General features: G+C 41.1%; 26 protein-coding genes and 1 riboswitch. Of the genes, 20 read left to right on the plus strand and 6 right to left on the minus strand.

The annotated features are described in order from the left end of the window. Nucleotide 1 precedes the first annotated feature (1 nt). From B7698_RS08195 to thiE, 5 genes are read left to right on the plus strand one after another with little or no spacing between them, the layout of a single operon-like run. Complete coding sequence (locus B7698_RS08195; RefSeq protein ID WP_084865226.1) at nucleotides 2-652, plus strand: energy-coupling factor transporter transmembrane component T; 651 nt, start codon at nucleotides 2-4, stop codon at nucleotides 650-652. A 10-nt stretch (nucleotides 653-662) separates the two neighbouring features. Next, nucleotides 663-1,355, plus strand: a complete 693-nt coding sequence (gene tenA, locus B7698_RS08200; protein ID WP_084865227.1) for a thiaminase II — start codon at nucleotides 663-665, stop codon at nucleotides 1,353-1,355. A gap of 4 nt (nucleotides 1,356-1,359) precedes the next feature. Continuing rightward, nucleotides 1,360-1,884 (plus strand): energy coupling factor transporter S component ThiW, encoded by a 525-nt coding sequence (thiW, locus tag B7698_RS08205; RefSeq protein WP_084865228.1) that lies wholly within the window; start codon nucleotides 1,360-1,362, stop codon nucleotides 1,882-1,884. Then, nucleotides 1,884-2,699, plus strand: coding sequence for a hydroxyethylthiazole kinase (gene thiM / locus B7698_RS08210; protein WP_084865229.1), 816 nt, complete (start codon nucleotides 1,884-1,886; stop codon nucleotides 2,697-2,699). Before thiW ends, thiM begins: the two co-directional genes overlap by 1 nt. Beyond that, the gene (gene thiE, locus B7698_RS08215) at nucleotides 2,680-3,312 is read left to right on the plus strand and encodes a thiamine phosphate synthase (RefSeq protein ID WP_084865231.1); all 633 of its coding nucleotides are present in this window, start codon (nucleotides 2,680-2,682) and stop codon (nucleotides 3,310-3,312) included. Before thiM ends, thiE begins: the two co-directional genes overlap by 20 nt. Nucleotides 3,313-3,471: 159 nt before the next feature. On the opposite strand, the gene thiD is transcribed toward thiE, so the two are convergent. Continuing rightward, the gene (thiD, locus tag B7698_RS08220; RefSeq protein WP_084865232.1) at nucleotides 3,472-4,263 is read right to left on the minus strand and encodes a bifunctional hydroxymethylpyrimidine kinase/phosphomethylpyrimidine kinase; all 792 of its coding nucleotides are present in this window, start codon (nucleotides 4,261-4,263) and stop codon (nucleotides 3,472-3,474) included. A gap of 83 nt (nucleotides 4,264-4,346) precedes the next feature. Continuing rightward, nucleotides 4,347-4,445, minus strand: a riboswitch (TPP riboswitch). A gap of 183 nt (nucleotides 4,446-4,628) precedes the next feature. Between thiD and B7698_RS08225 the strand changes: the two genes are divergently transcribed. From B7698_RS08225 to B7698_RS08245, 5 genes are all read left to right on the plus strand, one after another. Beyond that, nucleotides 4,629-5,024 carry a CopY/TcrY family copper transport repressor gene (locus B7698_RS08225; protein WP_084865234.1) on the plus strand — a complete coding sequence of 132 codons (396 nt, stop codon included), beginning with the start codon at nucleotides 4,629-4,631 and terminating at the stop codon, nucleotides 5,022-5,024. Nucleotides 5,025-5,034: 10 nt separating this feature from the next. Further along, nucleotides 5,035-5,406, plus strand: coding sequence for a cupredoxin domain-containing protein (locus tag B7698_RS08230; RefSeq protein ID WP_000935054.1), 372 nt, complete (start codon nucleotides 5,035-5,037; stop codon nucleotides 5,404-5,406). A gap of 9 nt (nucleotides 5,407-5,415) precedes the next feature. Next, a complete protein-coding gene (locus B7698_RS08235) occupies nucleotides 5,416-7,659 on the plus strand; it encodes a heavy metal translocating P-type ATPase (RefSeq protein ID WP_084865235.1) in 2,244 nt (747 codons plus the stop codon). A gap of 212 nt (nucleotides 7,660-7,871) precedes the next feature. Continuing rightward, a complete protein-coding gene (gene spxB, locus B7698_RS08240; protein ID WP_023943150.1) occupies nucleotides 7,872-9,647 on the plus strand; it encodes a pyruvate oxidase in 1,776 nt (591 codons plus the stop codon). A 154-nt stretch (nucleotides 9,648-9,801) separates the two neighbouring features. Then, nucleotides 9,802-10,149 carry a VOC family protein gene (locus B7698_RS08245; RefSeq protein WP_001052644.1) on the plus strand — a complete coding sequence of 116 codons (348 nt, stop codon included), beginning with the start codon at nucleotides 9,802-9,804 and terminating at the stop codon, nucleotides 10,147-10,149. 165 nt (nucleotides 10,150-10,314) lie between these two features. Here the strand turns inward: B7698_RS08245 and B7698_RS08250 are convergent, their stop codons facing one another. Continuing rightward, nucleotides 10,315-10,659 carry a lipopolysaccharide assembly protein LapA domain-containing protein gene (locus B7698_RS08250; RefSeq protein WP_000913393.1) on the minus strand — a complete coding sequence of 115 codons (345 nt, stop codon included), beginning with the start codon at nucleotides 10,657-10,659 and terminating at the stop codon, nucleotides 10,315-10,317. A 326-nt stretch (nucleotides 10,660-10,985) separates the two neighbouring features. Here B7698_RS08250 and B7698_RS08255 point away from each other — a divergent pair, with 326 nt between their 5' ends. From B7698_RS08255 to manA, 3 genes are all read left to right on the plus strand, one after another. Further along, entirely contained in the window at nucleotides 10,986-11,246 is a 261-nt protein-coding gene (locus tag B7698_RS08255) for a SemiSWEET family transporter (protein ID WP_001291472.1), read from the plus strand. 208 nt (nucleotides 11,247-11,454) lie between these two features. Next, nucleotides 11,455-12,894, plus strand: a complete 1,440-nt coding sequence (locus B7698_RS08260) for a 6-phospho-beta-glucosidase (protein WP_000136868.1) — start codon at nucleotides 11,455-11,457, stop codon at nucleotides 12,892-12,894. Nucleotides 12,895-13,014: 120 nt separating this feature from the next. Next, nucleotides 13,015-13,959, plus strand: a complete 945-nt coding sequence (gene manA, locus B7698_RS08265) for a mannose-6-phosphate isomerase, class I (RefSeq protein WP_049500147.1) — start codon at nucleotides 13,015-13,017, stop codon at nucleotides 13,957-13,959. 40 nt (nucleotides 13,960-13,999) lie between these two features. Here manA and B7698_RS08270 read toward each other — a convergent pair whose 3' ends face one another. Further along, nucleotides 14,000-15,340, minus strand: a complete 1,341-nt coding sequence (locus tag B7698_RS08270; protein ID WP_084865237.1) for a sodium-dependent transporter — start codon at nucleotides 15,338-15,340, stop codon at nucleotides 14,000-14,002. A 234-nt stretch (nucleotides 15,341-15,574) separates the two neighbouring features. On the opposite strand from B7698_RS08270, the gene B7698_RS08275 reads away from it, so the two are divergent. Further along, a complete protein-coding gene (locus B7698_RS08275) occupies nucleotides 15,575-16,315 on the plus strand; it encodes a MerR family transcriptional regulator (RefSeq protein WP_084865238.1) in 741 nt (246 codons plus the stop codon). Between the two features lie 41 nt (nucleotides 16,316-16,356). On the opposite strand, the gene B7698_RS08280 is transcribed toward B7698_RS08275, so the two are convergent. From B7698_RS08280 to B7698_RS08290, 3 genes are read right to left on the minus strand one after another with little or no spacing between them, the layout of a single operon-like run. Further along, nucleotides 16,357-16,878, minus strand: coding sequence for a DUF1697 domain-containing protein (locus B7698_RS08280; RefSeq protein WP_000400050.1), 522 nt, complete (start codon nucleotides 16,876-16,878; stop codon nucleotides 16,357-16,359). A gap of 48 nt (nucleotides 16,879-16,926) precedes the next feature. After that, nucleotides 16,927-18,099, minus strand: coding sequence for an aminoacetone oxidase (aao, locus tag B7698_RS08285; protein ID WP_084865240.1), 1,173 nt, complete (start codon nucleotides 18,097-18,099; stop codon nucleotides 16,927-16,929). A gap of 58 nt (nucleotides 18,100-18,157) precedes the next feature. Beyond that, nucleotides 18,158-19,003, minus strand: a complete 846-nt coding sequence (locus B7698_RS08290; RefSeq protein WP_084865241.1) for a DegV family protein — start codon at nucleotides 19,001-19,003, stop codon at nucleotides 18,158-18,160. 124 nt (nucleotides 19,004-19,127) lie between these two features. Here B7698_RS08290 and B7698_RS08295 point away from each other — a divergent pair, with 124 nt between their 5' ends. The 6 genes from B7698_RS08295 to B7698_RS08325 all read left to right on the plus strand — a co-directional run bounded on the left by B7698_RS08295 (nucleotide 19,128) and on the right by B7698_RS08325 (nucleotide 23,244). Beyond that, a complete protein-coding gene (locus tag B7698_RS08295) occupies nucleotides 19,128-19,685 on the plus strand; it encodes a TetR/AcrR family transcriptional regulator (RefSeq protein ID WP_000004136.1) in 558 nt (185 codons plus the stop codon). 18 nt (nucleotides 19,686-19,703) lie between these two features. Further along, nucleotides 19,704-20,171, plus strand: a complete 468-nt coding sequence (locus B7698_RS08300) for a deoxycytidylate deaminase (RefSeq protein ID WP_000136976.1) — start codon at nucleotides 19,704-19,706, stop codon at nucleotides 20,169-20,171. An 88-nt stretch (nucleotides 20,172-20,259) separates the two neighbouring features. Next, nucleotides 20,260-20,889, plus strand: coding sequence for a uracil phosphoribosyltransferase (gene upp, locus B7698_RS08305; protein WP_000515974.1), 630 nt, complete (start codon nucleotides 20,260-20,262; stop codon nucleotides 20,887-20,889). 172 nt (nucleotides 20,890-21,061) lie between these two features. After that, on the plus strand, nucleotides 21,062-21,652 hold the full coding sequence (gene clpP, locus B7698_RS08310) for an ATP-dependent Clp protease proteolytic subunit ClpP (protein ID WP_000613471.1): 591 nt from the start codon (nucleotides 21,062-21,064) through the stop codon (nucleotides 21,650-21,652). 78 nt (nucleotides 21,653-21,730) lie between these two features. After that, complete coding sequence (locus B7698_RS08320; RefSeq protein WP_084865243.1) at nucleotides 21,731-22,018, plus strand: YlbG family protein; 288 nt, start codon at nucleotides 21,731-21,733, stop codon at nucleotides 22,016-22,018. Nucleotides 22,019-22,083: 65 nt separating this feature from the next. Further along, a complete protein-coding gene (locus tag B7698_RS08325) occupies nucleotides 22,084-23,244 on the plus strand; it encodes an ABC transporter substrate-binding protein (RefSeq protein ID WP_084865245.1) in 1,161 nt (386 codons plus the stop codon). Nucleotides 23,245-23,312 lie beyond the last annotated feature (68 nt).

Below are 23,312 nucleotides of genomic sequence, written 5' to 3' on the forward strand. Positions count from 1 at the left end.
TATGGTCAAAGTAGCAACCCAGACACCGATTATCAGTCTCTTCTTGCTGATTTTATCCTTGGAAACATCTTTCATTCCTTCGATTGCTCTGAATCTTTCGGTAGTCGCATTTTGCATTCTCTTTATGCTCTATTACCGGCGATTTAAAGTATTGGCTTGGATGATTCTGCTCGCCATTTTGCCATCCTTTGCTAACTATTGGGCAGTGCAGTTACATGGGGATGCTTCGCAGGCAGTGATACTTGGGACGAGAGCTTTTGTGACGGTTTGTATTGGTCTTGTCTTTGTTTCCTCTATTTCCCTAAAAGAGCTTCTCTTGTACTTGGCTCAAAAGGGGCTATCGCGTTCTTGGGCCTATGCCTTGATTGTGGTATTCAATTCCTTTCCCCTTATTCAGCAAGAAATCAAGTCTCTCAAGGAAGCTTGTTTATTGCGCGGTCAAGAACTGCATTTTTGGTCGCCCTTGATTTACAGCAAGGTTCTGATGACAGTCTTTAGGTGGCGCTATCTTTACCTGAGAGCCCTGTCGGCGCATGGATATGACGAACATGCACAGGTGGAGGATCGCTATCGGACTTTTTATATTCCTCAAAGGACACTATTCATCTACCTGCTGTTCTTTTTATTGCTTCAAACCAGTCTATTTTTATAAAGGAGTTATTATGGAATTTACAGATATTGCGATGGAATTATCAAAGGAAGCTTGGCAGGCTTCCTTTCATCACCCCTTTGTATTACAGTTACAAGAGGGAAATTTAGATCCGTCCATCTTTCGCTATTACTTGATTCAGGATGCCTACTATTTGAAGGCCTTCTCAGAAGCCTATCACCTCTTGGCCGATAAGACTTCAAACCAAGAGATGAAAAGACTATTGAAGCAAAATGCTCAGAGTCTAGTGGAAGGTGAGTTATTTATCCGCCAACAATTTTTCAAGGAATTGGAAATCAGCGACCAGGAAATGGAGCAACATCCAATCGCTCCAACCTGCTATCATTATATCTCGCACATTTATCGTCAATTTGAAGAAGCAAATCTAGCCATTGCCTTTGCAAGTTTGCTGCCTTGTCCTTGGTTATACCATGATATAGGCAAATCACTTAATCTTAAACCATCACCAAATCCTCTCTACCAACAATGGATTGAAACTTATATTACGGATGAGTTGGAGCAGCAGATCAGAGAGGAAGAAGCTTTGGTCAATCAGCTCTATCGAGAAAGTAACGAGACAGACAAGAAAAAAATGCTAGATGCCTTCCACATCAGTGTTCATATGGAAGCTAAGTTTTGGGAAATGGCCTATCAACACCAGACATGGAAGAGCGATTTACAGTCTTTAGAAACAGGAGAAGAATAGAAACATGAGAAAGAACCAATTGCAAGTTCACAAATTAACCATTTTATCTATGATGATTGCCCTTGATGTAGTCCTTACACCTATCTTTCGGATTGAGGGAATGGCACCGATGTCCAGTGTAGTCAATATTCTAGCAGGAATCATGATGGGACCTGTTTATGCCTTGGTTATGGCTACAGTGACAGCCTTTATCCGTATGACGACTCAAGGGATTCCGCCTTTAGCTCTCACAGGAGCGACTTTTGGAGCCCTCCTTGCAGGTCTCTTTTATAAGTATGGTAGAAAATTTCATTATTCCGCTCTAGGAGAGATTTTGGGAACAGGTATTATTGGTTCTATTGTTTCCTATCCTGTTATGGTGCTCTTTACAGGATCAGCTGCTAAGCTTAGCTGGTTTATCTACACTCCTCGATTTTTCGGAGCGACCTTGATCGGTACAGCCATAGCTTTTCTTGCCTTTCGATTTTTAATCAAGCAGGAATTCTTTAAAAAAGTACAAGGATATTTCTTTGGTGAAAGGATAGACTGATGCAGGAATTTACAAATCCCTTTCCTCTAACCTCCAGCTCCTTAATTCACTGCATCACCAATGAGATTTCCTGTGAGATGCTGGCCAACGGCATTTTGGCTCTGGGATCTAAACCTGTCATGGCAGATGATTCCCGTGAGGTTCTTGATTTTACTAAGCAAAGTCAGGCTCTCTTCATCAATTTGGGGCATTTGTCAGCTGAGAAGGAAAAAGCAATCCGTCTGGCAGCTTCTTATGCCGCTCAAGCTTGTCTCCCAATGGTAGTAGATGCGGTTGGCGTAGCGGCTTCCCCCATTCGTAAGGATCTAGTCACAGATCTTTTAGAATACAAGCCCACGGTCCTTAAAGGAAATATGTCGGAAATCCGAAGTCTTGTTGGCTTAAAACATCACGGAGTTGGGGTCGATGCGAGTGCTAAAGATCAAGAAACTGATGATTTGCTTCAAGTCTTGAAAGACTGGTGTCAGACCTATCCAGGTATGTCATTCTTAGTCACAGGCCCCAAGGACCTCATCGTTTCAAAGAATCAGGTTGCTGTATTGGGAAATGGCTGTGCAGAATTAGACTGGATAACAGGGACAGGAGATTTGGTTGGAGCTTTAACAGCTGTTTTTCTCAGCCAAAGAAAGACTGCCTTTGAAGCTTCTTGCCTAGCGGTTTCTTATCTCAATATTGCTGCTGAGAGAATACTTGTTCAAGGAATGGGATTGGAAGATTTTCGTTACCAAGTTCTCAATCAACTCTCTGTCCTAAAAAGAGACGAAAATTGGCTAGAAGCCATCAAAGGAGATGTTTATGAACAGAGAGGCGCTTAGACTGTATCTGGTAACCAATCGCTACCAAGATTCCGTGGAAAGCTTTCTTGAAAAGGTTGAGACGGCTTGCCGTTCAGGGGTTACCATAGTCCAATTACGAGAAAAAAATCTTACAACCAATCAATATTATCAACTGGCAAAAAAAGTCAAGGAAATAACAGATGCCTATCAGGTACCCTTGATAATCGATGATCGTTTGGATGTTTGTCTTGCGGTTGATGCTGCTGGTCTGCATATCGGAGACGATGAGTTACCAGTTTCGGTTGCCCGAAAAGTCTTGGGTCCTGAAAAAATCCTCGGTGTCACAGCTAAAACAGTAAAGAGAGCCCTTGAAGCGGAAACATGGGGTGCGGATTACTTGGGGACAGGAGCCATTTTCCCGACTACAACCAAAGAAAATGCACCTATCACCCTGATTTCAACCTTGAAAACAATTTGCCAAACGGTCGCGATTCCAGTAGTTGCTATCGGAGGCTTGACGTCAGAGAATATTGACCAACTTATCGGCACGGGTATAGCTGGAGTAGCTGTTGTACGTGATTTGATGCAGGCAGAAGATATAGAGGCAAAAACGCAAGCCTTTTTGACAAAGTTGGATGACATTATTTTCTAATTAATACTCAATGAAAATCAAAGAGCAAACTAGGAAGCTAGTCGCAGGTTGCTCAAAGCACAGCTTTGAGGTTGTAGATAAATCTGACGTAGTTGGAAGAGATTTTCGAAAAGTATAAAAACTCTCTAATTCCCTTAAAGTGGGAACTAGAGAGTTTTTTTAATCTTTAAAGCTTGTATGGTTGACTGGGCCAGAACCATGACCGAGTTGAGGGGCGTCTTGGATGGCTTTCGTGATAAAGGCCTTGGCTTTATCGACTGCTTGATAGAGGGTTTTCCCCTTGGCTAGTTCAGCAGTAATCACTGCAGCAAAGGTACATCCAGTACCATGTGTATGACAGGTTTGAATTCGTGGACTTTCCCAGACAAATTGGTCATCCTTGGTAAAGAGGAAATCCTTGGCACCGCCTTCGAGATGCCCACCTTTGATTACCACAGACTGAGGACCAAATTCTTTTAAAATCAGGCGACCGGCACGCTGCATGTCTTCAGGATCATGGATTGAAAAACCAACAATTTCTTCTGCCTCAGGAAGATTTGGCGTAATAATAGTTGCTAGAGGTAGTAAGTTTGTTTTGAGATAGTCTCTAGCACTTGAGTCGATCAAGGCATCTCCGCTAGTCGCTACCATAACTGGATCTAAAACATAGGGACAATCCAGCTTTTTAAGATAGGGCTGGATGATTTCCATGATTTCGATAGTTGCCAACATCCCAGTTTTTACAGCCTGAGGTGGAATATCAGAAAAGACACTGTCCAATTGGGCTTTCAACATTTGAGGAGAAACGTGCTCGATTAATTGAACACCTCTGGTATTTTGAGCGACAAGACTTGTCACAACAGCCATTCCATAGACATCTCTAGCTTGGAATGACTTCAAATCAGCCATAATGCCAGCACCACCACTAGGGTCAGTTCCTGCAATGGTCAAAGCAACGGGTAAATAAGTCATCTAAAACCTCCCAACCAACTGAAGTTTGTATTCTTAAGAACAAGCTAGTCTGTTTTAGAAAGGTAATAGAAGACTGCTAGTCCCCATTATCATTTCCACTTCCATCAGCTAGCATTACCTAGATTGAGTCAAAGGGATCTAACAGTTGTTAATCTCAGCTTTACGCACCCCTAGTGGTTGTTTTCTTTTTTCTACAGTATAGCATATTTTTATAGTTTATATAGTAAAATTTGACTGCAAATCTTTCGTTACATGATTAAAATTCTATTTTTCGAAAAAATAATAAAAATTATAGTTGACAAATGTAGATTTTGAGAGTATACTAATAACTGTAATCGACAAATGTAGATTTTGGAGGTGTGCTAATGCAGATTTCAGATGCAGAATGGCAGGTCATGAAGATTATTTGGATGCAAGGAAAGCAGACTAGTACGGATTTAATCAGGGTTCTAGCGGAGCGGTTCGACTGGTCCAAGTCAACCATTCAAACTCTTTTGGCTCGTTTGGTTGAGAAAGAGTGTCTGACAAGGAAAAAAGAAGGCAAGTCCTTTGTCTATTCAGCCCTTTTAACTTTGGATCAAAGTCGAGACTTGCTTGTCCGAGATATCAAAGACAAGGTTTGTTCTCGTAGGATTAAGAACTTGTTGGCTGATTTGATTGCTGAATGTGATTTTACTCAGGCTGACTTGGAAGACTTGGAAGCTGTGATTTCTGAGAAGAAATCAAGCGCTGTAACAAAAGTAAAATGTAATTGTATGTAAAGGAGACGTCATGTTAAATAGTATTGTAACCATTATTTGTATTGCCCTTATCGCATTTATCTTGTTTTGGTTTTTCAAAAAGCCTGAAAAATCTGGACAAAAGGCCCAGCAAAAAAAGGGCTACCAAGAGATTCGAGTGGAAGTCATGGGAGGATATACGCCTGAGTTGATTATCCTCAAGAAATCTGTGCCAGCCCGTATTGTCTTTGATCGTAAGGACCCTTCACCTTGTTTGGATCAGATCGTCTTTCCAGACTTTGGTGTACATGCAGACCTACCTATGGGCGAAGAGTATATAGTGGAAATCACGCCTGAGCAGGCTGGAGAGTATGGTTTCTCTTGTGGCATGAATATGATGCATGGTAAGATGATTGTAGAATAGGAGAATGATATGACTGAAATTATAAAAGCAAATCTTGAAAATGGTGTTCAAAAAATCCGTATCACGGCAGACAAAGGCTACCATCCAGCTCATATACAGCTTCAAAAAGGGATTCCAGCTGAGATTACCTTTCATCGAGCAACTCCTTCAAACTGTTACAAGGAAATTCTGTTTGAAGAAGAAGGCATCTTGGAACCAATCGGCGTAGATGAAGAGAAGACAATTCGTTTTACACCTCAAGAGTTGGGTGAGCATGCATTCTCATGTGGTATGAAGATGCAAAAGGGAAGTTATACCGTAGTTGAGAAGACTCGAAAATCTTTGTCACTTTTGCAACGTTTTTGGATTACTAGTATCTTTACTGTGCCTCTTGTGATTATCATGATTGGGATGTCGACAGGAGGAATTAGTCACCAAGTCATGCGTTGGGGCACCTTTTTAGCCACAACACCCATCATGCTAGTAGCAGGTGGTCCTTATATCCAGAGTGCTTGGGCCAGCTTTAAAAAGCACAATGCCAACATGGATACCCTGGTTGCTCTGGGAACCCTAGTGGCCTATTTCTATAGCTTAGTTGCCCTCTTCGCTGGTCTCCCCGTTTACTTTGAAAGTGCTGCATTTATCTTCTTCTTCGTTCTTATGGGAGCCGTTTTTGAGGAGAAAATGCGGAAAAATACTTCCCAAGCTGTGGAGAAATTACTTGACTTGCAGGCTAAAACTGCAGAAGTCTTGCGTGAGGATAACTATGTTCAAGTCCCCTTGGAGCAAGTCAAGGTAGGTGACCTGATTCGAGTGCGTCCCGGTGAAAAGATTGCGGTTGATGGTGTCGTAGTAGAAGGTATCTCTAGTATTGATGAGTCTATGGTGACAGGTGAGAGTCTGCCTGTGGACAAGACAGTTGGAGATACCGTCATTGGTTCAACCATCAATAATAGTGGAACACTTGTTTTTAGAGCAGAAAAAGTTGGTTCAGAGACTGTTTTGGCTCAGATTGTGGATTTTGTGAAGAAAGCTCAGACAAGTCGTGCGCCGATTCAGGACTTGACGGATAAGATTTCAGGGATTTTTGTCCCAGCAGTTGTCATTTTAGGGATTGTGACCTTTTGGGTTTGGTTCGTCTTGCTCAGGGATAGTGTAGTTGTGCTTGGAGCGAGCTTTGTGTCTTCGCTTCTCTATGGAGTAGCAGTTCTGATTATTGCCTGCCCTTGTGCCTTGGGACTTGCAACACCGACAGCCCTTATGGTGGGGACAGGTCGCAGTGCCAAGATGGGAGTTCTCCTCAAAAATGGAACGGTTCTACAGGAAATCCAGAAAGTTCAAACTATCGTCTTTGATAAGACCGGAACTTTGACTGAAGGGAAACCTGTGGTCACAGATATCATCGGCGACGAAGTAGAAGTGCTTGGATTGGCAGCTTCCTTGGAAGAAGCTTCTCAACACCCACTGGCTGAAGCCGTTGTGAAACGAGCGAGTGAAGCTGGACTTGAGCTTCAAACTGTTGAAAATTTCCAAGCCTTGCACGGAAAAGGTGTTTCAGGGCAAATCAATGGAAAACAAGTTCTGCTTGGAAATGCTAAAATGCTGGATGGCATGAACATTTCTAGCACTTATCAAGAAAAACTAGAAGAACTGGAAAAAGAAGCTAAGACAGTTGTGTTCTTGGCTGTTGAGAATGAAATCAAAGGCTTGCTTGCTCTGCAAGATATTCCTAAGGAAAATGCTAAGCTTGCCATCAGTCAGTTGAAAAAACGAGGTCTTAAAACAGTCATGCTGACAGGAGACAATGCTGGTGTGGCGCGTGCTATTGCAGATCAAATCGGAATCGAAGAGGTCATTGCAGGTGTTTTGCCAGAAGAAAAAGCCCATGAAATCCATAAACTACAAGCGGCTGGCAAAGTAGCCTTTGTTGGGGACGGTATCAATGACGCTCCTGCCCTTAGTGTAGCAGATGTGGGGATTGCTATGGGAGCTGGAACGGATATCGCTATCGAGTCAGCAGATTTAGTGTTGACAACCAATAACCTCCTAGGCGTGGTTCGTGCCTTTGACATGAGTAAGAAAACCTTTAATCGAATTCTGCTCAATCTTTTCTGGGCCTTTATCTACAATGTCGCCGGAATTCCGATTGCAGCAGGAGTCTTTTCAGGTGTTGGACTGGCCCTCAATCCAGAACTAGCTGGTCTAGCCATGGCCTTTAGTTCTGTATCTGTTCTGACTAGTTCACTCTTACTAAACTTTAGTAAAATAGACTAAAAGCGAGCTTGCTCGCTTTTTATTATAAAACAGTTCTGAAAAACGTTTTCAAACTGTACTGTAATAGAGAATCAAAACTTCTGAGCACATTCTTAGGAGACCCAAAACAAATGTGGTAAAGTAGTAGAGTAAAAATTTGCTGAAACGTTTCCAATTAGTATATGAAAACGGATGAATCAAATTTTAAAAATATTTGAAGGAGAGTTATCATTATGACTCAAGGGAAAATTACTGCATCTGCAGCAATGCTCAACGTATTGAAAACATGGGGCGTAGACACAATCTACGGTATCCCATCTGGAACACTCAGCTCATTGATGGATGCTTTGGCTGAAGACAAAGATATCCGCTTCTTGCAAGTTCGCCACGAAGAAACAGGTGCTCTTGCAGCGGTTATGCAAGCTAAATTCGGCGGCTCAATCGGGGTTGCAGTTGGTTCAGGTGGTCCAGGTGCGACTCACTTGATTAACGGTGTTTACGATGCAGCTATGGATAACACTCCATTCCTAGCAATCCTTGGATCACGTCCAGTTAACGAACTCAACATGGATGCTTTCCAAGAATTGAACCAAAACCCAATGTACAACGGTATCGCTGTATATAACAAACGTGTAGCTTACGCTGAGCAATTGCCAAAAGTTATTGACGAAGCTTGCCGTGCTGCAGTTTCTAAAAAAGGTCCAGCTGTTGTTGAAATCCCAGTAAACTTCGGTTTCCAAGAAATCGACGAAAACTCATACTATGGATCAGGTTCATACGAGCGTTCATTCATCGCTCCTGCTTTGAACGAAGTTGAAATCGACAAAGCTGTTGAAATCTTGAACAATGCTGAACGTCCAGTTATCTATGCTGGTTACGGTGGTGTGAAAGCTGGTGAAGTGATTACTGAATTGTCACGTAAAATCAAAGCACCAATCATCACAACTGGTAAAAACTTTGAAGCTTTCGAATGGAACTATGAAGGTTTGACAGGTTCTGCTTACCGTGTTGGTTGGAAACCAGCCAACGAAGTGGTCTTTGAAGCAGACACAGTTCTTTTCCTTGGTTCAAACTTCCCATTTGCTGAAGTTTATGAAGCATTCAAGAACACTGAAAAATTCATCCAAGTTGATATTGACCCTTACAAACTTGGTAAACGTCACGCCCTTGACGCTTCAATCCTTGGTGACGCAGGTCAAGCAGCGAAAGCAATCCTTGACAAAGTGAATCCAGTTGAATCTACTCCATGGTGGCGTGCAAACGTTAAGAATAACCAAAACTGGCGTGATTACATGAACAAACTCGAAGGTAAAACTGAGGGTGAATTGCAATTGTATCAAGTTTACAATGCAATCAACAAACATGCTGATCAAGACGCTATCTATTCAATCGACGTAGGTGACACTACTCAAACATCTACTCGTCACCTTCACATGACACCTAAGAACATGTGGCGTACATCTCCACTCTTTGCGACAATGGGTATTGCCCTTCCTGGTGGTATCGCTGCTAAGAAAGACAATCCAGATCGCCAAGTATGGAACATCATGGGTGACGGTGCATTCAACATGTGCTACCCAGACGTTATCACAAACGTTCAATACGACCTTCCAGTTATCAACGTTGTCTTCTCAAATGGTAAATATGCCTTCATCAAGGACAAATACGAAGACACAAACAAACACTTGTTTGGTTGTGACTTCCCTAATGCTGACTATGCGAAAATCGCTGAAGCTCAAGGTGCTGTAGGATTTACAGTTGACCGTATCGAAGACATCGATGCAGTTGTTGCAGAAGCTGTTAAACTCAACAAAGAAGGTAAAACTGTTGTGATCGATGCTCGCATCACTCCACACCGTCCACTTCCAGTAGAAGTACTTGAATTGGATCCAAAACTTCACTCAGAAGAAGCAATCAAAGACTTCAAGGAAAAATACGAAGCAGAAGAACTCGTACCATTCCGCCTCTTCTTGGAAGAAGAAGGTTTGCAATCACGCGCAATTAAATAATTCCTCTCGTCGAAAATCAAATTTAAACTGTGTTATCTTCACCTTGCCGTACTTCAGTACTGCCTGCGGTTCGATGCCTTGTTTATTCTTTGATTTTCTTAGAGCGAAACTTAAAAAGATCGGAGCAATCCGGTCTTTTTATGGAGGATAGTAAATGAATTTAAATCAATTAGATATTATCGTTTCCGATGTTCCACAAGTCTGTGCTGACTTGGAGCGTATTTTGGATAAAAAATCCGATTATGTTGATGACAGTTTTGCTCAGTTTACGATTGGCAGTCACTGTCTGATGTTGTCCCAAAATCATTTGATTCCTTTGGAAGATTTTCAGTCAGGAATCATTCTTCATATCGAGGTTGAGGATGTAGACCAGAATTACCAACGGTTGAAAGAACTTGGTATCCAGGTTTTAAACGGACCAACTGTAACCGATTGGGGAACAGAGTCCTTATTAGTTAAAGGGCCTGCTGGTCTAGTGATTGATTTTTATCGTATGAAGTAGGTAATTCTATTATCAAATTTTTTATCTAAACATTCTTGGAGTGAAACTTAAAAAGATCGGAGCAATTCGATCTTTTTTGTATTTATGCGACTTTCAGTCCGTCTCGCTCCGTTAGGTGCGAGACAAAAAACCACCCGTTTTCACGGGTGGTTATGATTTCTACACTTATTGTTTGGCTTCCTGTTTTAATTGTTGCACCTGTTCCTCGTACTGGACAAGCTCCCTGTCTTTTATATTGATAGTCGCTTCTGCTTCAGCAATGCGGCTTCTCAGATCTTGAGTCTTGTTATGGTGATAGCTAATACCAATAGCACTACCAGCAATGATCCCGATTACTAGACAAGTAAAAATCACCAAAATCAAGGGAGCAGATAGTTGTGTAAAGACAAGACTGACAGTTACTGTTTGACGATTGAGTAGACCAAATGAGATCACAATGACTAATAAGCTCAAACCGCCAATTAGATAAGCCTTATCTTTCAGTGACAATTCATTAAATTTTTTTAGCATAAGTTCCTTTTCTCCTGACTATGTTGATAGAAAACTACACACCATTTAGGTATTAACAAAATTCATTTTACTAGAAAATTTCGATACTGTCAATAATTTCTAACGGCTTATTTACCATCAATCAATCGATTCATTGAAAAGGAGTATTCATTTTCTAATATTTGATTGAGTAAACAGAACGGAGCAATTCGGTCTTTTTTCTGTTCCCTCTTTCTTATAACAAGATTGTGATAGTTTATATCTTTATAACAAAAGTTTTAAAGACTTGATTGTTTTGAAAGAATATTTTAAAATAAGATTCAGTAAAAATGAAAGAGGTTTTGAAAATGTCTGAAAAACAAATGAAAATTTTAGGTTGGGTAGCGACCTTTATGTCTGTTATGATGTATGTGTCTTACTTCCCACAAATCATGAACAATCTGGCTGGTCAAAAAGGAAATTTCATCCAGCCCTTGGTTGCTGCCATCAACTGTAGTCTCTGGGTTTACTACGGTCTTTTCAAAAAAGAAAGAGATATCCCCCTTGCAGCAGCTAATGCACCAGGTATTATTTTTGGCCTAGTGACGGTTATTACAGCTTTGATTTAAAAGGAACAGAGGAGACTAGTTTTCAGTCTTCTTTTTTGTTTCAGGGGAGGCTATTTACTTTTTCTAGAGGATAATTTTTTAAAAAACAATCTGATAAACTTAAATAGTAGAATAGTATCAGTATGTCACAGTATTTTATAAGAAAAGGTTTACAGAATAAGTTATAATATAAGTAAATGAACAAGCAAATAAGAAAGTGAGTAGAGTTATGACCGAAAAACTGACTTTTCCGGATGGTTTCTTGTGGGGCGGAGCGACAGCTGCCAACCAGTGTGAGGGTGCTTATAATTTAGAAGGTCGTGGATTGGCGAATGTGGATGTCGTCCCCATCGGTCCAGATCGTGAAGCCATTATCACAGGTCAGAAAAAGATGTTTTCGTTTGAGGAGGGCTATTTTTACCCAGCCAAGCAAGCTATTGATATGTACCATCATTACAAGGAAGATATTGCCCTTTTTGCGGAAATGGGCTTTAAGACTTATCGTCTATCCATTGCTTGGACTCGGATTTTTCCTAAGGGCGACGAAACAGTGCCAAATGAAGCTGGTCTAGCCTTTTATGAGGATTTATTTAAGGAGTGCCACAAGTATGGTATCCAACCTCTGGTGACTATCACTCATTTCGACTGTCCTATGCACTTGATTACAGAGTACGGTGGTTGGCGCAATCGTCGGATGTTAGACTTCTATGAAAAACTTTGTCGCACACTCTTTACCCGCTATAAGGGTTTGGTCAAATATTGGCTTACCTTCAACGAAATCAACATGATTCTCCATGCCCCCTTTATGGGAGCTGGGCTCTGTTTTGAAGAAGGAGAAAATCAAGAACTGGTTAAATATCAGGCTGCACACTATGAGTTGGTAGCTTCAGCTCTTGCGACAAAGATTGCCCACGAAATTGACCCAGAAAATAAGGTGGGATGTATGTTGGCTGCAGGGCAATACTATCCTAACACAGCCCATCCAAGAGACTACTGGGCAGCCATGGAGGAAGACCGCAAGAGTTACTTCTTCATTGATGTTCAAGCGCGTGGGGAATACCCAAACTACGCCAAGAAGCAGTGGGAGCGTGAGCGAATCGAGATTCAAATGACTGCAGAAGATTTAGAGTTGTTGAAGGACAATACTGTTGACTTTGTTTCCTTCTCTTACTATGCAAGTCTAGTAGCCTCAGGTGATCCAGAAGTTAAAGAATTAACTGCTGGAAATATCTTTGCCTCTCTCAAAAATCCTTATCTTGAATCCTCAGAATGGGGATGGCAGATTGACCCACTTGGTCTTCGTATCACCCTCAATGCTATCTGGGATCGTTACCAAAAGCCAATGTTCATCGTGGAAAACGGTCTAGGTGCTATGGATACACCGGATGAGAATGGTCATGTAGCAGATGACTATCGGATTGCTTACTTAGAGGCTCATATCAAGGCCATGCGAGATGCCATTTACCAAGATGGCGTTGACTTGCTTGGTTATACGACTTGGGGCTGTATCGATCTGGTTTCAGCTGGAACAGGCGAAATGAACAAGCGCTATGGCTTTATCTATGTAGATCGAGATAATGCTGGTCATGGAAGCCTCAAACGTAGCAAGAAGAAATCCTTCTACTGGTACAAGGATGTCATTGCCAGCAATGGTGCAAGCATTGAGTAGAGCACATTTGTTCACTATTTTTATAAAATCTTCTCCCTACTTTATAAGATGTGAAAAAGAGTTCAACTGGAACTCTTTTTTTGCTATAATGAGGGGAGAAAAATCAGACAGGAGAATAAGATGTCAGAACCATTATTTTTACAATCAGTTATGCAAGAAAAAATCTGGGGTGGAACCAAGCTACGTGATGAGTTTGGCTACGACATCCCAAGTGAAAAAATCGGAGAATATTGGGCCATCTCAGCCCATCCAAATGGTGTCTCTAAAGTTGCCAATGGTCGCTACGAGGGAACAGATCTTGCTACTTTATATGCAGAGCACCGTGAATTGTTTGGCAATCGTCCAGAACCTGTATTTCCACTGTTGACTAAGATTCTGGATGCTAACGACTGGCTCAGTGTCCAAGTTCACCCAGACGATGCCTATGGTCTAGAACATGAAGGCGAGCTCGGAAAAACAGAATGCTGGTATATCATCGCTGCAGATGAAGGTTCAGAGATTATCTACGGTCACAATGCCAAATCAAAAGAAGAACTCCGCCAGCAAATCGAGGACAAGAACTGGGATGCCTTGCTGACAAAAGTGCCTGTTAAGGCTGGAGATTTCTTCTACGTACCAAGTGGGACTATGCACGCTATTGGTGCAGGTATTTTAATCCTTGAAACACAACAATCTAGCGACACAACCTACCGTGTCTATGACTTTGACCGTAAGGATAATAATGGCAACTTGCGTGAACTTCACCTTGAAAAATCTATCGATGTTTTGAACATTGGCGAGCCTGCTAATAGCCGTCCTGTAACTGTTAAAGCAGATGATTTGCGTTCAACTTTACTTGTCTCTAATGATTTCTTTGCAGTTTACAAGTGGGAAATTAATGGGAAAGTTAACTTTGAAAAGACAGCTGACTACAGCTTGTTCAGTGTCTTGGCTGGTCAAGGTCAACTAACTGTTGACGGGAAAAACTATCCAATCCAAAAAGGTAGCCACTTTATCCTACCAAGTGATGTTGAAGCTTGGACCCTAGAAGGGCAAGGCTTGGAATTGATTGTTAGTCATCCATAACAAATAAAGGACCTGAGTTTATTACTCAAGTCCTTTTTGATTACATAAATTGGGCGATGAAGACCACGATGATGATAATTGGAATTATAAAACGAAGAAGGAAGAGCCAGACTTGGAAAAGTCCTTGTTTCCATGCTCGTTCATCAAGATGGAGTTCCTCCATAGCAAGAGCCTTTTTGAAGATATAGCCTGTAAAGAGAGAAAGGCAGAGGGCTCCAAATGGCATGAGGAGATTGGAAACCAAGAAATCCATAGCGTCAAAGAAGGTCTTCCCAAAGATGTGAACATCTGCCATAACACCGTAAGATAGGGCTGAAGGAATTCCAAAGACAAAGGTCAAGATTCCTAAAATGGTGCTCCACTTGGCACGCTGACTGTTGTCCTGATTGGTGATATTGCCCACATTAATTTCCAACATCACGACAGAAGAAGTGACCGTCGCAAAGAGGAAGAGCAAGAGGAAAAGGATGTAGAAAATGGTTCCAAAAGGCATCTTGTCAAAGAGTTGAGGCAAGACGATAAAGAGCAGGCTTGGTCCCCCTTCAGACTGGATATTGAAGGCTGACATGGCTGGGAAAATGGCTAGTCCTGCCATGATGGATACCGAGATGTTCATGGCTACGATGGAAATCCCTGACTGGACCAGATTGGTTTTCTTGTCCAAGTAAGAAGCATAGGTCAGCATGGCTGTCACCCCTAGTGAGAGGGCAAAGAAAGATTGTCCCAGAGCATAGAGGAGACCAGCGCTGGTCAGTTTTGAAAAGTCTGGTTTGAGGAAGTAAAGAACCCCTTCCATGGCATTTGGTAAGCTGAGAGAACGACCGATGATGACAACAAAGATAATAAAGAGCAGGGGCATCATGACCTTAGAAGCTCTTTCAATCCCTTTTTGAACCCCGCGTGATACAATAAAGATATTCAGCAAGATAAAGGCAGCTTGAGATCCAAGGGCAATGGCTGGGTTTGAAATGATTGAAGTAAATAACTGAGCATAATCCCCCGTTCCACCAATTTGGAACAATTTTCCAAACTCAATGCCTAGATAAACCAGAATCCATCCCCCAATAACACTGTAGAAAGATAAGAGGATAAAGAGGGCAAAGGCACCAATCCAACCGATAAAGTTGTACTTGCTATTCTCGCCCAGTTTTCCAAAGGTTTTGATAGCTGAGACACCAGCACTTCGGCCGAGAGCAAATTCAGCCAGCAATAGGGGGAAACCGATTAGAATAGTGGAGATGAGAAAGACCAGTAAAAAGCCTCCTCCGCCGTTAGCAGCAGTCATGTAGGGAAACTTCCAAACGGCACCAAGTCCGATGGCTGAACCAGCAGATGCTAGGATAAAGCCTAGTTTAGAACCCCATTGAGATTTTTCAGACATAGTTAAACTCCTAAAATTAGTATTACAAAAGAAAAAACTACTGCCCTTGGCAAATAGCCTCATCAGTACTCAAAATGAGAGTTTCTTTTGATTGACAGACTTGACTATCCTATCATGTTTTCTAAGGTCTGTCAAGAAAACCATTTTCATGTTATGATAAAGTAAAAAATTTCGTAAAAACGCTTGACTCTGACCTAAGGGGAGGGATTATACTATCAATGTAAGGAGGAAATCATGTACCATATAAAAGAAGCTGCGCAGCTTTCAGGTGTCTCTGTCAAGACCCTGCACCACTACGATAAGATAGGACTTTTGGTTCCTTTAAAGTCGGAAAACGGCTATCGAACCTACAGTCAGGAGGATTTGGAACGCCTTCAGGTCATTCTTTACTACAAATATCTAGGTTTTTCTTTAGAAAAGATAGCAGAGCTATTAAAGGAAGAAAGGACAGATTTATTGCCTCATTTGACCAGGCAGTTGGACTATTTGACTCGAGAAAGGGAACATCTGGATACCTTGATTTCCACCTTGCAAAAAACCATTCAAGAACAAAAAGGAGAAAGAGAAATGAGCATTCAAGAGAAATTTGCTGGATTTAACTACCAAGACCATCAAAAATACCACCACGAGGCGGTAGAGAAATATGGACAAGAAGTCATGGACCAAGCGCTGGAGCGCCAAAAAGGTCACGAAGACGAAGCTACGGCTGCCTTCAATCAAGTCTTTCGAGCATTGTCACAAAATCTTCAAGCTGGTCTACCTGTAACAGCAACCGAAAATCAAGAAGAAGCTGCTAAACTCTTGCAAGCCATTCGGACTTATGGATTTGACTGCTCTATTGAGGTATTTGGTCATATCGGTAAAGGCTACGTCTACAACCCAGAATTTAAGGAAAACATTGACAAATTTGGACCTGGAACAGCCCAGTACACATCAGATGTGATTGCCCACTATGTCCAAACTCAGACAAAATAAAATCGGAGGAGTATTCTTCCGATTTTTACTAAATTCAAGTACTACTTGCTTAATAATTTTTCTACTACATTTAGTTTTCGCATTGTCAAATCTACATTAAAAAGCTTTTCAAGATAGTTGGTATGGAGTTTCTTTTGTTTTGCAGTTCTAGGGAGATAGAGGTAAAGACAATGGTTACCGATACAAATTTCTTCTTCACCGTAATCGATTTTCAATTTTTCCAAAGGGAGACTTTTAATAGATTCTTGATAAAAAATCACGTGTATACGGTCATAAAGATAGTGTTCTCCAAACGGGTTTTCTTGGACAATTTTTTTAAAATCACTTTTGTTCTTGATTACCATTTTTAAGTCAGCACCAATATTTTCATTTATTAGAGTATGGACACGTTCTCGTATTTTTTCTAAATCTAAGTCACTTTCAAGAATGATATTCCCACTTTGAATATAGGTTCGAACTTGTTGAAAACCAGCTTCTGTCAAGATATCTACTAGATAAGACATTTTAGGGATAGCATTTTTTCCATTAGGAGTAACTCCCCTTAACAAGATAATATGTTCCAAAGGACTTCCTTTCTTTTGGGGCTGATTTAGCCATTAAATAATTCAGATTTAGATTGGGTTTGATCCCGCCACCCAACCAGTACAGAGGGCAGAAGTGATGTTAAACCCACCAGTGTGGGCATTGATATCCAGTACCTCACCAGCAAAGTGGAGACCAGGTACCAGCTTACTTTCCAGAGTTTTAGGATTGATTTCCTTAAGACTGACTCCCCCTTTGGTAACAAAGGATTTGGCAAGGGACATTTTTCCGGTCACAGGGATTTTGAGTGCTTTGATAGACTGGAGAAGTTGTTCGCGTTCCTTTTCAGTCAGTTGTTTGACTTTTTCTGGATAGCCTTGTACAAAAAATTCTGCCAAGCGTTCTGGAAGCAAAGTTTTTAAGGCATTTTTTAGAGATTTTTCCCGATTTTCTTCTAGAAATGTAGCTAAGTCCTTCTCAGAAAGTTGAGGCAAAACATCTAGCGAGAGAACCTCCCCCCCTTTGACAAAACTTGACATACGCAGAGCAGCAGGGCCTGACAAACCAAAGTGGGTAAAGAGTAAATCATGAGTGATGACATGCTTACCATAACTTAGGGTCACATCGTCCAGCGAAATACCCTGCAAGACCTTGTGTGGGAAATCTGTCAATAAAGGACTTTCAGCAGCCTCAAGCTCGGTAATGGTATGTTTGAAATGACGGGCAATCTCGTGGCCAAAACCAGTAGAACCAGTAGAAGGATAGGATTTCCCACCAGTTGTGACAATAAGTTTCTCACAAGTGAATCTTTGGTCTGCGGACTTAAGGACAAACTGATTTTCTACCTTTTTAACCGAAACAATCTCGGTTTGAGTAGCAACTTGACCACCTAGCTCAGTGATTTTCTTTTCCAAGGCTTCGATAATAGTCCGAGACTTGTCACTAGCAGGAAAGACGCGCCCGTGGTCTTCGACCTTGAGTTTAACACCATTTTCTGTAAAAAAGTTGATGATATCATGGTTATCAAATTGGGAGAAGACACTGTAGAGAAAGCGCCCATTTCCAGGGATTCCAGCTAGTAGGTCATCTAGAATTCCGTTGTTGGTTACATTGCAACGTCCCCCACCAGTCCCAGCTAATTTTTTTCCAAGTTTCCGATTTTTTTCGATGAGGAGGGTTTTCTGTCCATAAAAGCTACTGGAAATTGTAGCCATCATTCCAGCAGGTCCTCCACCGATGACGATAGTATCAAAATGTTTCATAGCTCTATTGTACCACAAAAAAACAAGAGATGATGGTCACCTCTTGTCAAGAATGCAATTAATCAATTTCATATCCCATCAGCAAACCGCCATCTTCCGCATAAAAACTGCAGAGACCAGATGTTGGGAGAATTTTAATATCCGCCTGTGGGAAGGTTTCACGGATTCGCTCTGAAAGCTGTTGGCAACATTTCTCGTTATTGCGTTGGGCCATGACAATACGACCACCAGCATATCCAGCCTTGACTAACTCTTCATAGGCTGCCTGAATCGATTTCTTTGGTCCTCGTGCTTTTTGTAGCAATTCGAGAGTTCCAGTTTCACTAGCTTCTCCGACCATACGGATATTTAGAAGGCCAACGACCGTACCGATAAGCTTGCTCAAACGGCCGTTTTTCACCAAGTTATCGACTTTAGCTAGGACAAAAAGTAACTTGGTTTTTTCTTGATAGGCAGTGATAGCTTTAACCACTTCTTCAAAAGATAAGCCCTGGTCAATCAAGTCATTTAATTTTTCTACGAGTAAGTCAACTTCCCCACCAGCAGACAAGCTATCAATTACATGAATCTTAGTGTCAGGATGGTCTTCTAGATAAATATTCTTAGCTAGTTGAGCACTATTGTGACTGCCAGAAAGAGTACCAGTGATGGTTACTAGAAAAATGTTTTTGGCTCCATCAAATGCTCGCAAATAATCATCTGGGCTTGGACAAGCTGATTTTGAAGCTTCTGCAGTTGCATACATGGTTTCCATCATTTGGTCAATGTCAAGACTGGCATCATCAACAAAGACCTGATCAGCTACTTGAATGGTTAAGGGCACACTTACAAAGGTCGCGTCAATAGCTGGTGTTGCCAGCTGACGATAATCACAACCAGAGTCAGCAATAATCTTCCAAGTCATAGAAATTCTCCATCTTTGTCAGTTATACATTGACAAAGGTTCTGTCTTTTTTTACAATTATATCATGAAAGCCCTTGAAACAAAAGCCTCATCCGTCTGTTGTGACAAGTAGAAAGAAAATGTTATGTCTGAACGTAGAATCTCTGAAAAGTCTCTTGAAAATCTCAGAAAATCAAACCAAGAATCGAATTTATTAACTAGAGAAGCCATCGAAACAGCCCTCTTGCAACTCTTGGAAAAAAAGGACTTGACCAAGATTAGTATTTCTGAATTGGTCAAACGTGCAGGCGTTTCTCGTGCGGCCTTTTATCGCAATTATGATTCCAAAGAGGAGATTTTAGAAAGTGTCTTTAAACGAACTGTCCACAATATTATGGAACAGCTGCATCATTACGATTTAAAGACAGACCTTTATCTGGTCTGGGTTCACCTTTTCCGAGAAGCAAGAAAGGAAGCCAGAGTGATTCAACTGGCCTTAGATTACCATCTGGAAAAAATCTTTGTCCAAGCCATGCAGGAATTTCTGGAAAAATACCATGGAAAATCAAAAGGTGTCAGCTCTTATCTTCATTCCTTCTGGAGCTCGGCCATCGTCTCAGTCCTTTTAAAATGGATCAAGGATGGCATGAAGGTACCTGCTGAAAAGATTGCGGATTTACGGTTACCATTTTTTAAAAAATAGAGAAATAGGAGAAAAGAGATGACTGAAAAAAGACTGGCCTGGGATGAGTATTTTGCAGCCCAAGCCCTACTAATTGCTAATCGTTCCACTTGTAAACGTGCCAAAGTGGGCGCGATTCTGGTAAAAGATAATAAGGTTATTTCCACTGGTTACAATGGTTCGGTGTCAGGAACCGAGCATTGTATTGATCACGAATGTCTGGTCATCGAAGGCCACTGTGTTCGCACCCTTCACGCTGAGGTCAATGCTATCCTTCAAGGTGCAGAACGTGGTGTTCCTAAAGGCTTTACAGCTTATGTAACTCATTTCCCTTGTTTAAATTGCACAAAACAACTCTTACAAGTCGGTTGTAAACGTGTAGTCTATATCAATCAGTATCGTATGGACGACTATGCCCAATACCTTTATCAAGAAAAGGGAACAGAATTAACCCATCTACCACTTGAGACAGTACAGACAGCTCTTAAAGAGGCAGATCTAATGTAAAAATTATCAAAAATAAATGGTTTAGAAAGATTTTTAAACCGTTTTTTGGTATAATAAGAAGAATAAATTGAAAGAAGGAACTCCAAAAATGGGAAAAATTGAAGTTATTAATCATCCACTGATTCAACACAAATTGTCAATCTTGCGTCGTACAGATACTTCTACAAAAGCTTTCCGTGAGCTAGTAGATGAGATTGCAATGTTGATGGGGTATGAAGTACTTCGTGATCTTCCACTAGAAGATGTGGAAATCGAAACACCAATCACAAAAACAGTTCAAAAACAATTGGCAGGTAAGAAATTGGCTATCGTTCCAATCTTGCGTGCAGGTATCGGGATGGTCGATGGGCTCTTGAGCTTGGTTCCAGCTGCTAAAGTTGGTCACATCGGTATGTACCGTGATGAAGAAACACTTCAACCAGTTGAGTACTTGGTGAAATTGCCTGAAGATATTGACCAACGTCAAATTTTTGTCGTAGACCCAATGTTGGCAACAGGTGGCTCAGCAATCTTGGCTGTTGATTCTCTTAAAAAACGTGGCGCATCAAATATCAAATTTGTCTGCCTTGTATCAGCACCAGAAGGTGTAAAAGCTCTTCAAGAAGCTCATCCAGATGTAGAAATCTTTACAGCAGCCTTGGATGAACGTTTGAACGAACACGGATATATCGTTCCAGGTCTTGGAGATGCTGGAGACCGCTTGTTCGGTACAAAATAAAATTAAAAAGAGATTGACTTGGAAAAGGATTTCCAGTCACGAAGGGAGGTTGAATTTTTGTTTCTGTCTAATGAAAGCAGAGCAAAAATTTGACCTTTTTTGACCTAGATATTATAATAGTCTTATCTTCAGTCATTTGACCAACAAAATTAAAACTCAAAAGGAGAAATAAATGATTCCTGTAGTTATTGAACAAACAAGCCGTGGAGAACGTTCCTACGATATTTACTCACGTCTTCTTAAAGACCGCATCATTATGTTGACAGGTCCAGTTGAAGACAATATGGCTAACTCTGTTATTGCCCAATTGCTTTTCTTGGATGCCCAAGATAGTACAAAAGATATTTACCTTTATGTCAATACACCTGGTGGTTCCGTTTCAGCTGGTTTGGCAATCGTTGATACCATGAACTTTATCAAGGCTGATGTCCAAACTATCGTTATGGGTATGGCTGCATCTATGGGGACGGTCATTGCATCAAGTGGAGCAAAAGGCAAACGTTTCATGCTTCCAAATGCAGAGTATATGATCCACCAACCAATGGGTGGTACAGGTGGTGGTACTCAACAAACCGATATGGCGATTGCTGCAGAACACTTGCTCAAAACTCGTAACATCTTGGAAAAAATCTTGGCTGAAAATTCAGGTCAGTCAATCGAAAAAGTCCATGCAGATGCAGAACGTGATAACTGGATGAGTGCCCAGGAAACACTTGAATATGGCTTTATTGATGAAATCATGGCCAACAATTCATTGAACTAATAATCAAAGAAGGCAAACTCGACTGGGTTTGCTTTTTTTGGTATAATAGGGAGAGATTTCTTAGAAAGAGGATTTATCATGTTTGAAAAAGTCAATCGATCTGGCTTGATTATCTATCTTTACTATAATCGTGATGCAAAAAAACTGCAGGATTATGGAGATATTACCTATCATTCCAAGAAACATCGTTACTTACAGCTTTATGTTCCAACTCAAGAAGTGGAGCAATTGGTCGGGTGCTTGAGCAAGGAAAAGTTTATAAAAAAAGTCAGAGTTTGTCATATCCAAGAGTTGGAAACACCCTTTGTGGGCAATCTTTATCGAGAGGAAAACGTTATCTTGGAAAAAGTTCAAGAAAAGTGTTGACAATTTTCTGATAATTCGGTATATTCTTAACATGCTATTTATTTAAGAAATAAGGAGACAAAAAAATGAAGAAAAAATTTGCCCTATCGTTTGTGGCGCTTGCAAGTGTAGCACTTCTTGCAGCCTGTGGAGAAGTGAAGTCTGGAGCGTCAAACGCTGCTGGTAACTCAGTAGATGAAAAGACAATCAAAATCGGATTTAACTTCGAGGAAACTGGTGCCGTAGCAGCCTACGGTACATCTGAACAAAAAGGTGCCCAACTTGCCGTTGATGAAATCAATGCAGCAGGTGGTATCGATGGAAAACAAATCGAAGTAGTCGATAAAGATAATAAGTCTGAAACAGCTGAGGCGGCTTCAGTAACAACTAACCTTGTAACTCAATCTAAAGTATCAGCAATCGTAGGACCTGCGACATCTGGTGCGACTGCAGCTGCGGTAGCGAACGCTACAAAAGCAGGTGTTCCATTGATTTCGCCAAGTGCGACTCAAGATGGATTGACTAAAGGTCAAGATTACCTCTTTATCGGAACTTTCCAAGATAGCTTCCAAGGAAAAATTATCTCAAACTATGTTTCTGAAAAATTGCAAGCTAAGAAAGTTGTTCTTTACACTGATAATGCCAGCGACTATGCCAAAGGTATTGCCAAAGCCTTCCGTGAAGCTTACAAAGGTGAAATCGTTGCAGATGAAACTTTCGTAGCAGGTGACACAGACTTCCAAGCAGCCCTTACAAAAATGAAAGGGAAAGACTTTGATGCTATCGTTGTTCCTGGTTACTACACTGAAGCTGGTAAAATTGTAAACCAAGCGCGTGGTATGGGAATTGATAAACCAATCGTTGGTGGTGATGGATTCAACGGTGAAGAGTTTGTACAACAAGCAACTGCTGAAAAAGCATCAAACATCTACTTTATCTCAGGCTTCTCAACTACTGTAGAAGTTTCAGCTAAAGCAAAAGCTTTCCTTGATGCTTACCGTGCTAAGTACAACGAAGAGCCTTCAACATTTGCAGCCTTGGCTTATGACTCAGTTCACCTTGTAGCAAACGCAGCAAAAGGTGCTAAAAACTCAGGTGAAATCAAGGATAACCTTGCTAAAACAAAAGATTTTGAAGGTGTAACTGGTCAAACAAGCTTCGATGCAGACCACAACACAGTCAAAACTGCTTACATGATGACCATGAACAATGGTAAGGTTGAAGCAGCAGAAGTTGTAAAACCATAATAGAAAAATGTTGAAATAGGGAATGAGCCTCTGACTCACTCCCTGTTTCGGTGTTTAAGAACCTATCA

Source organism: Streptococcus mitis (assembly GCF_002096855.1).
In the GTDB taxonomy this organism is placed as follows: Bacteria; Bacillota; Bacilli; order Lactobacillales; family Streptococcaceae; genus Streptococcus; species Streptococcus mitis_Y.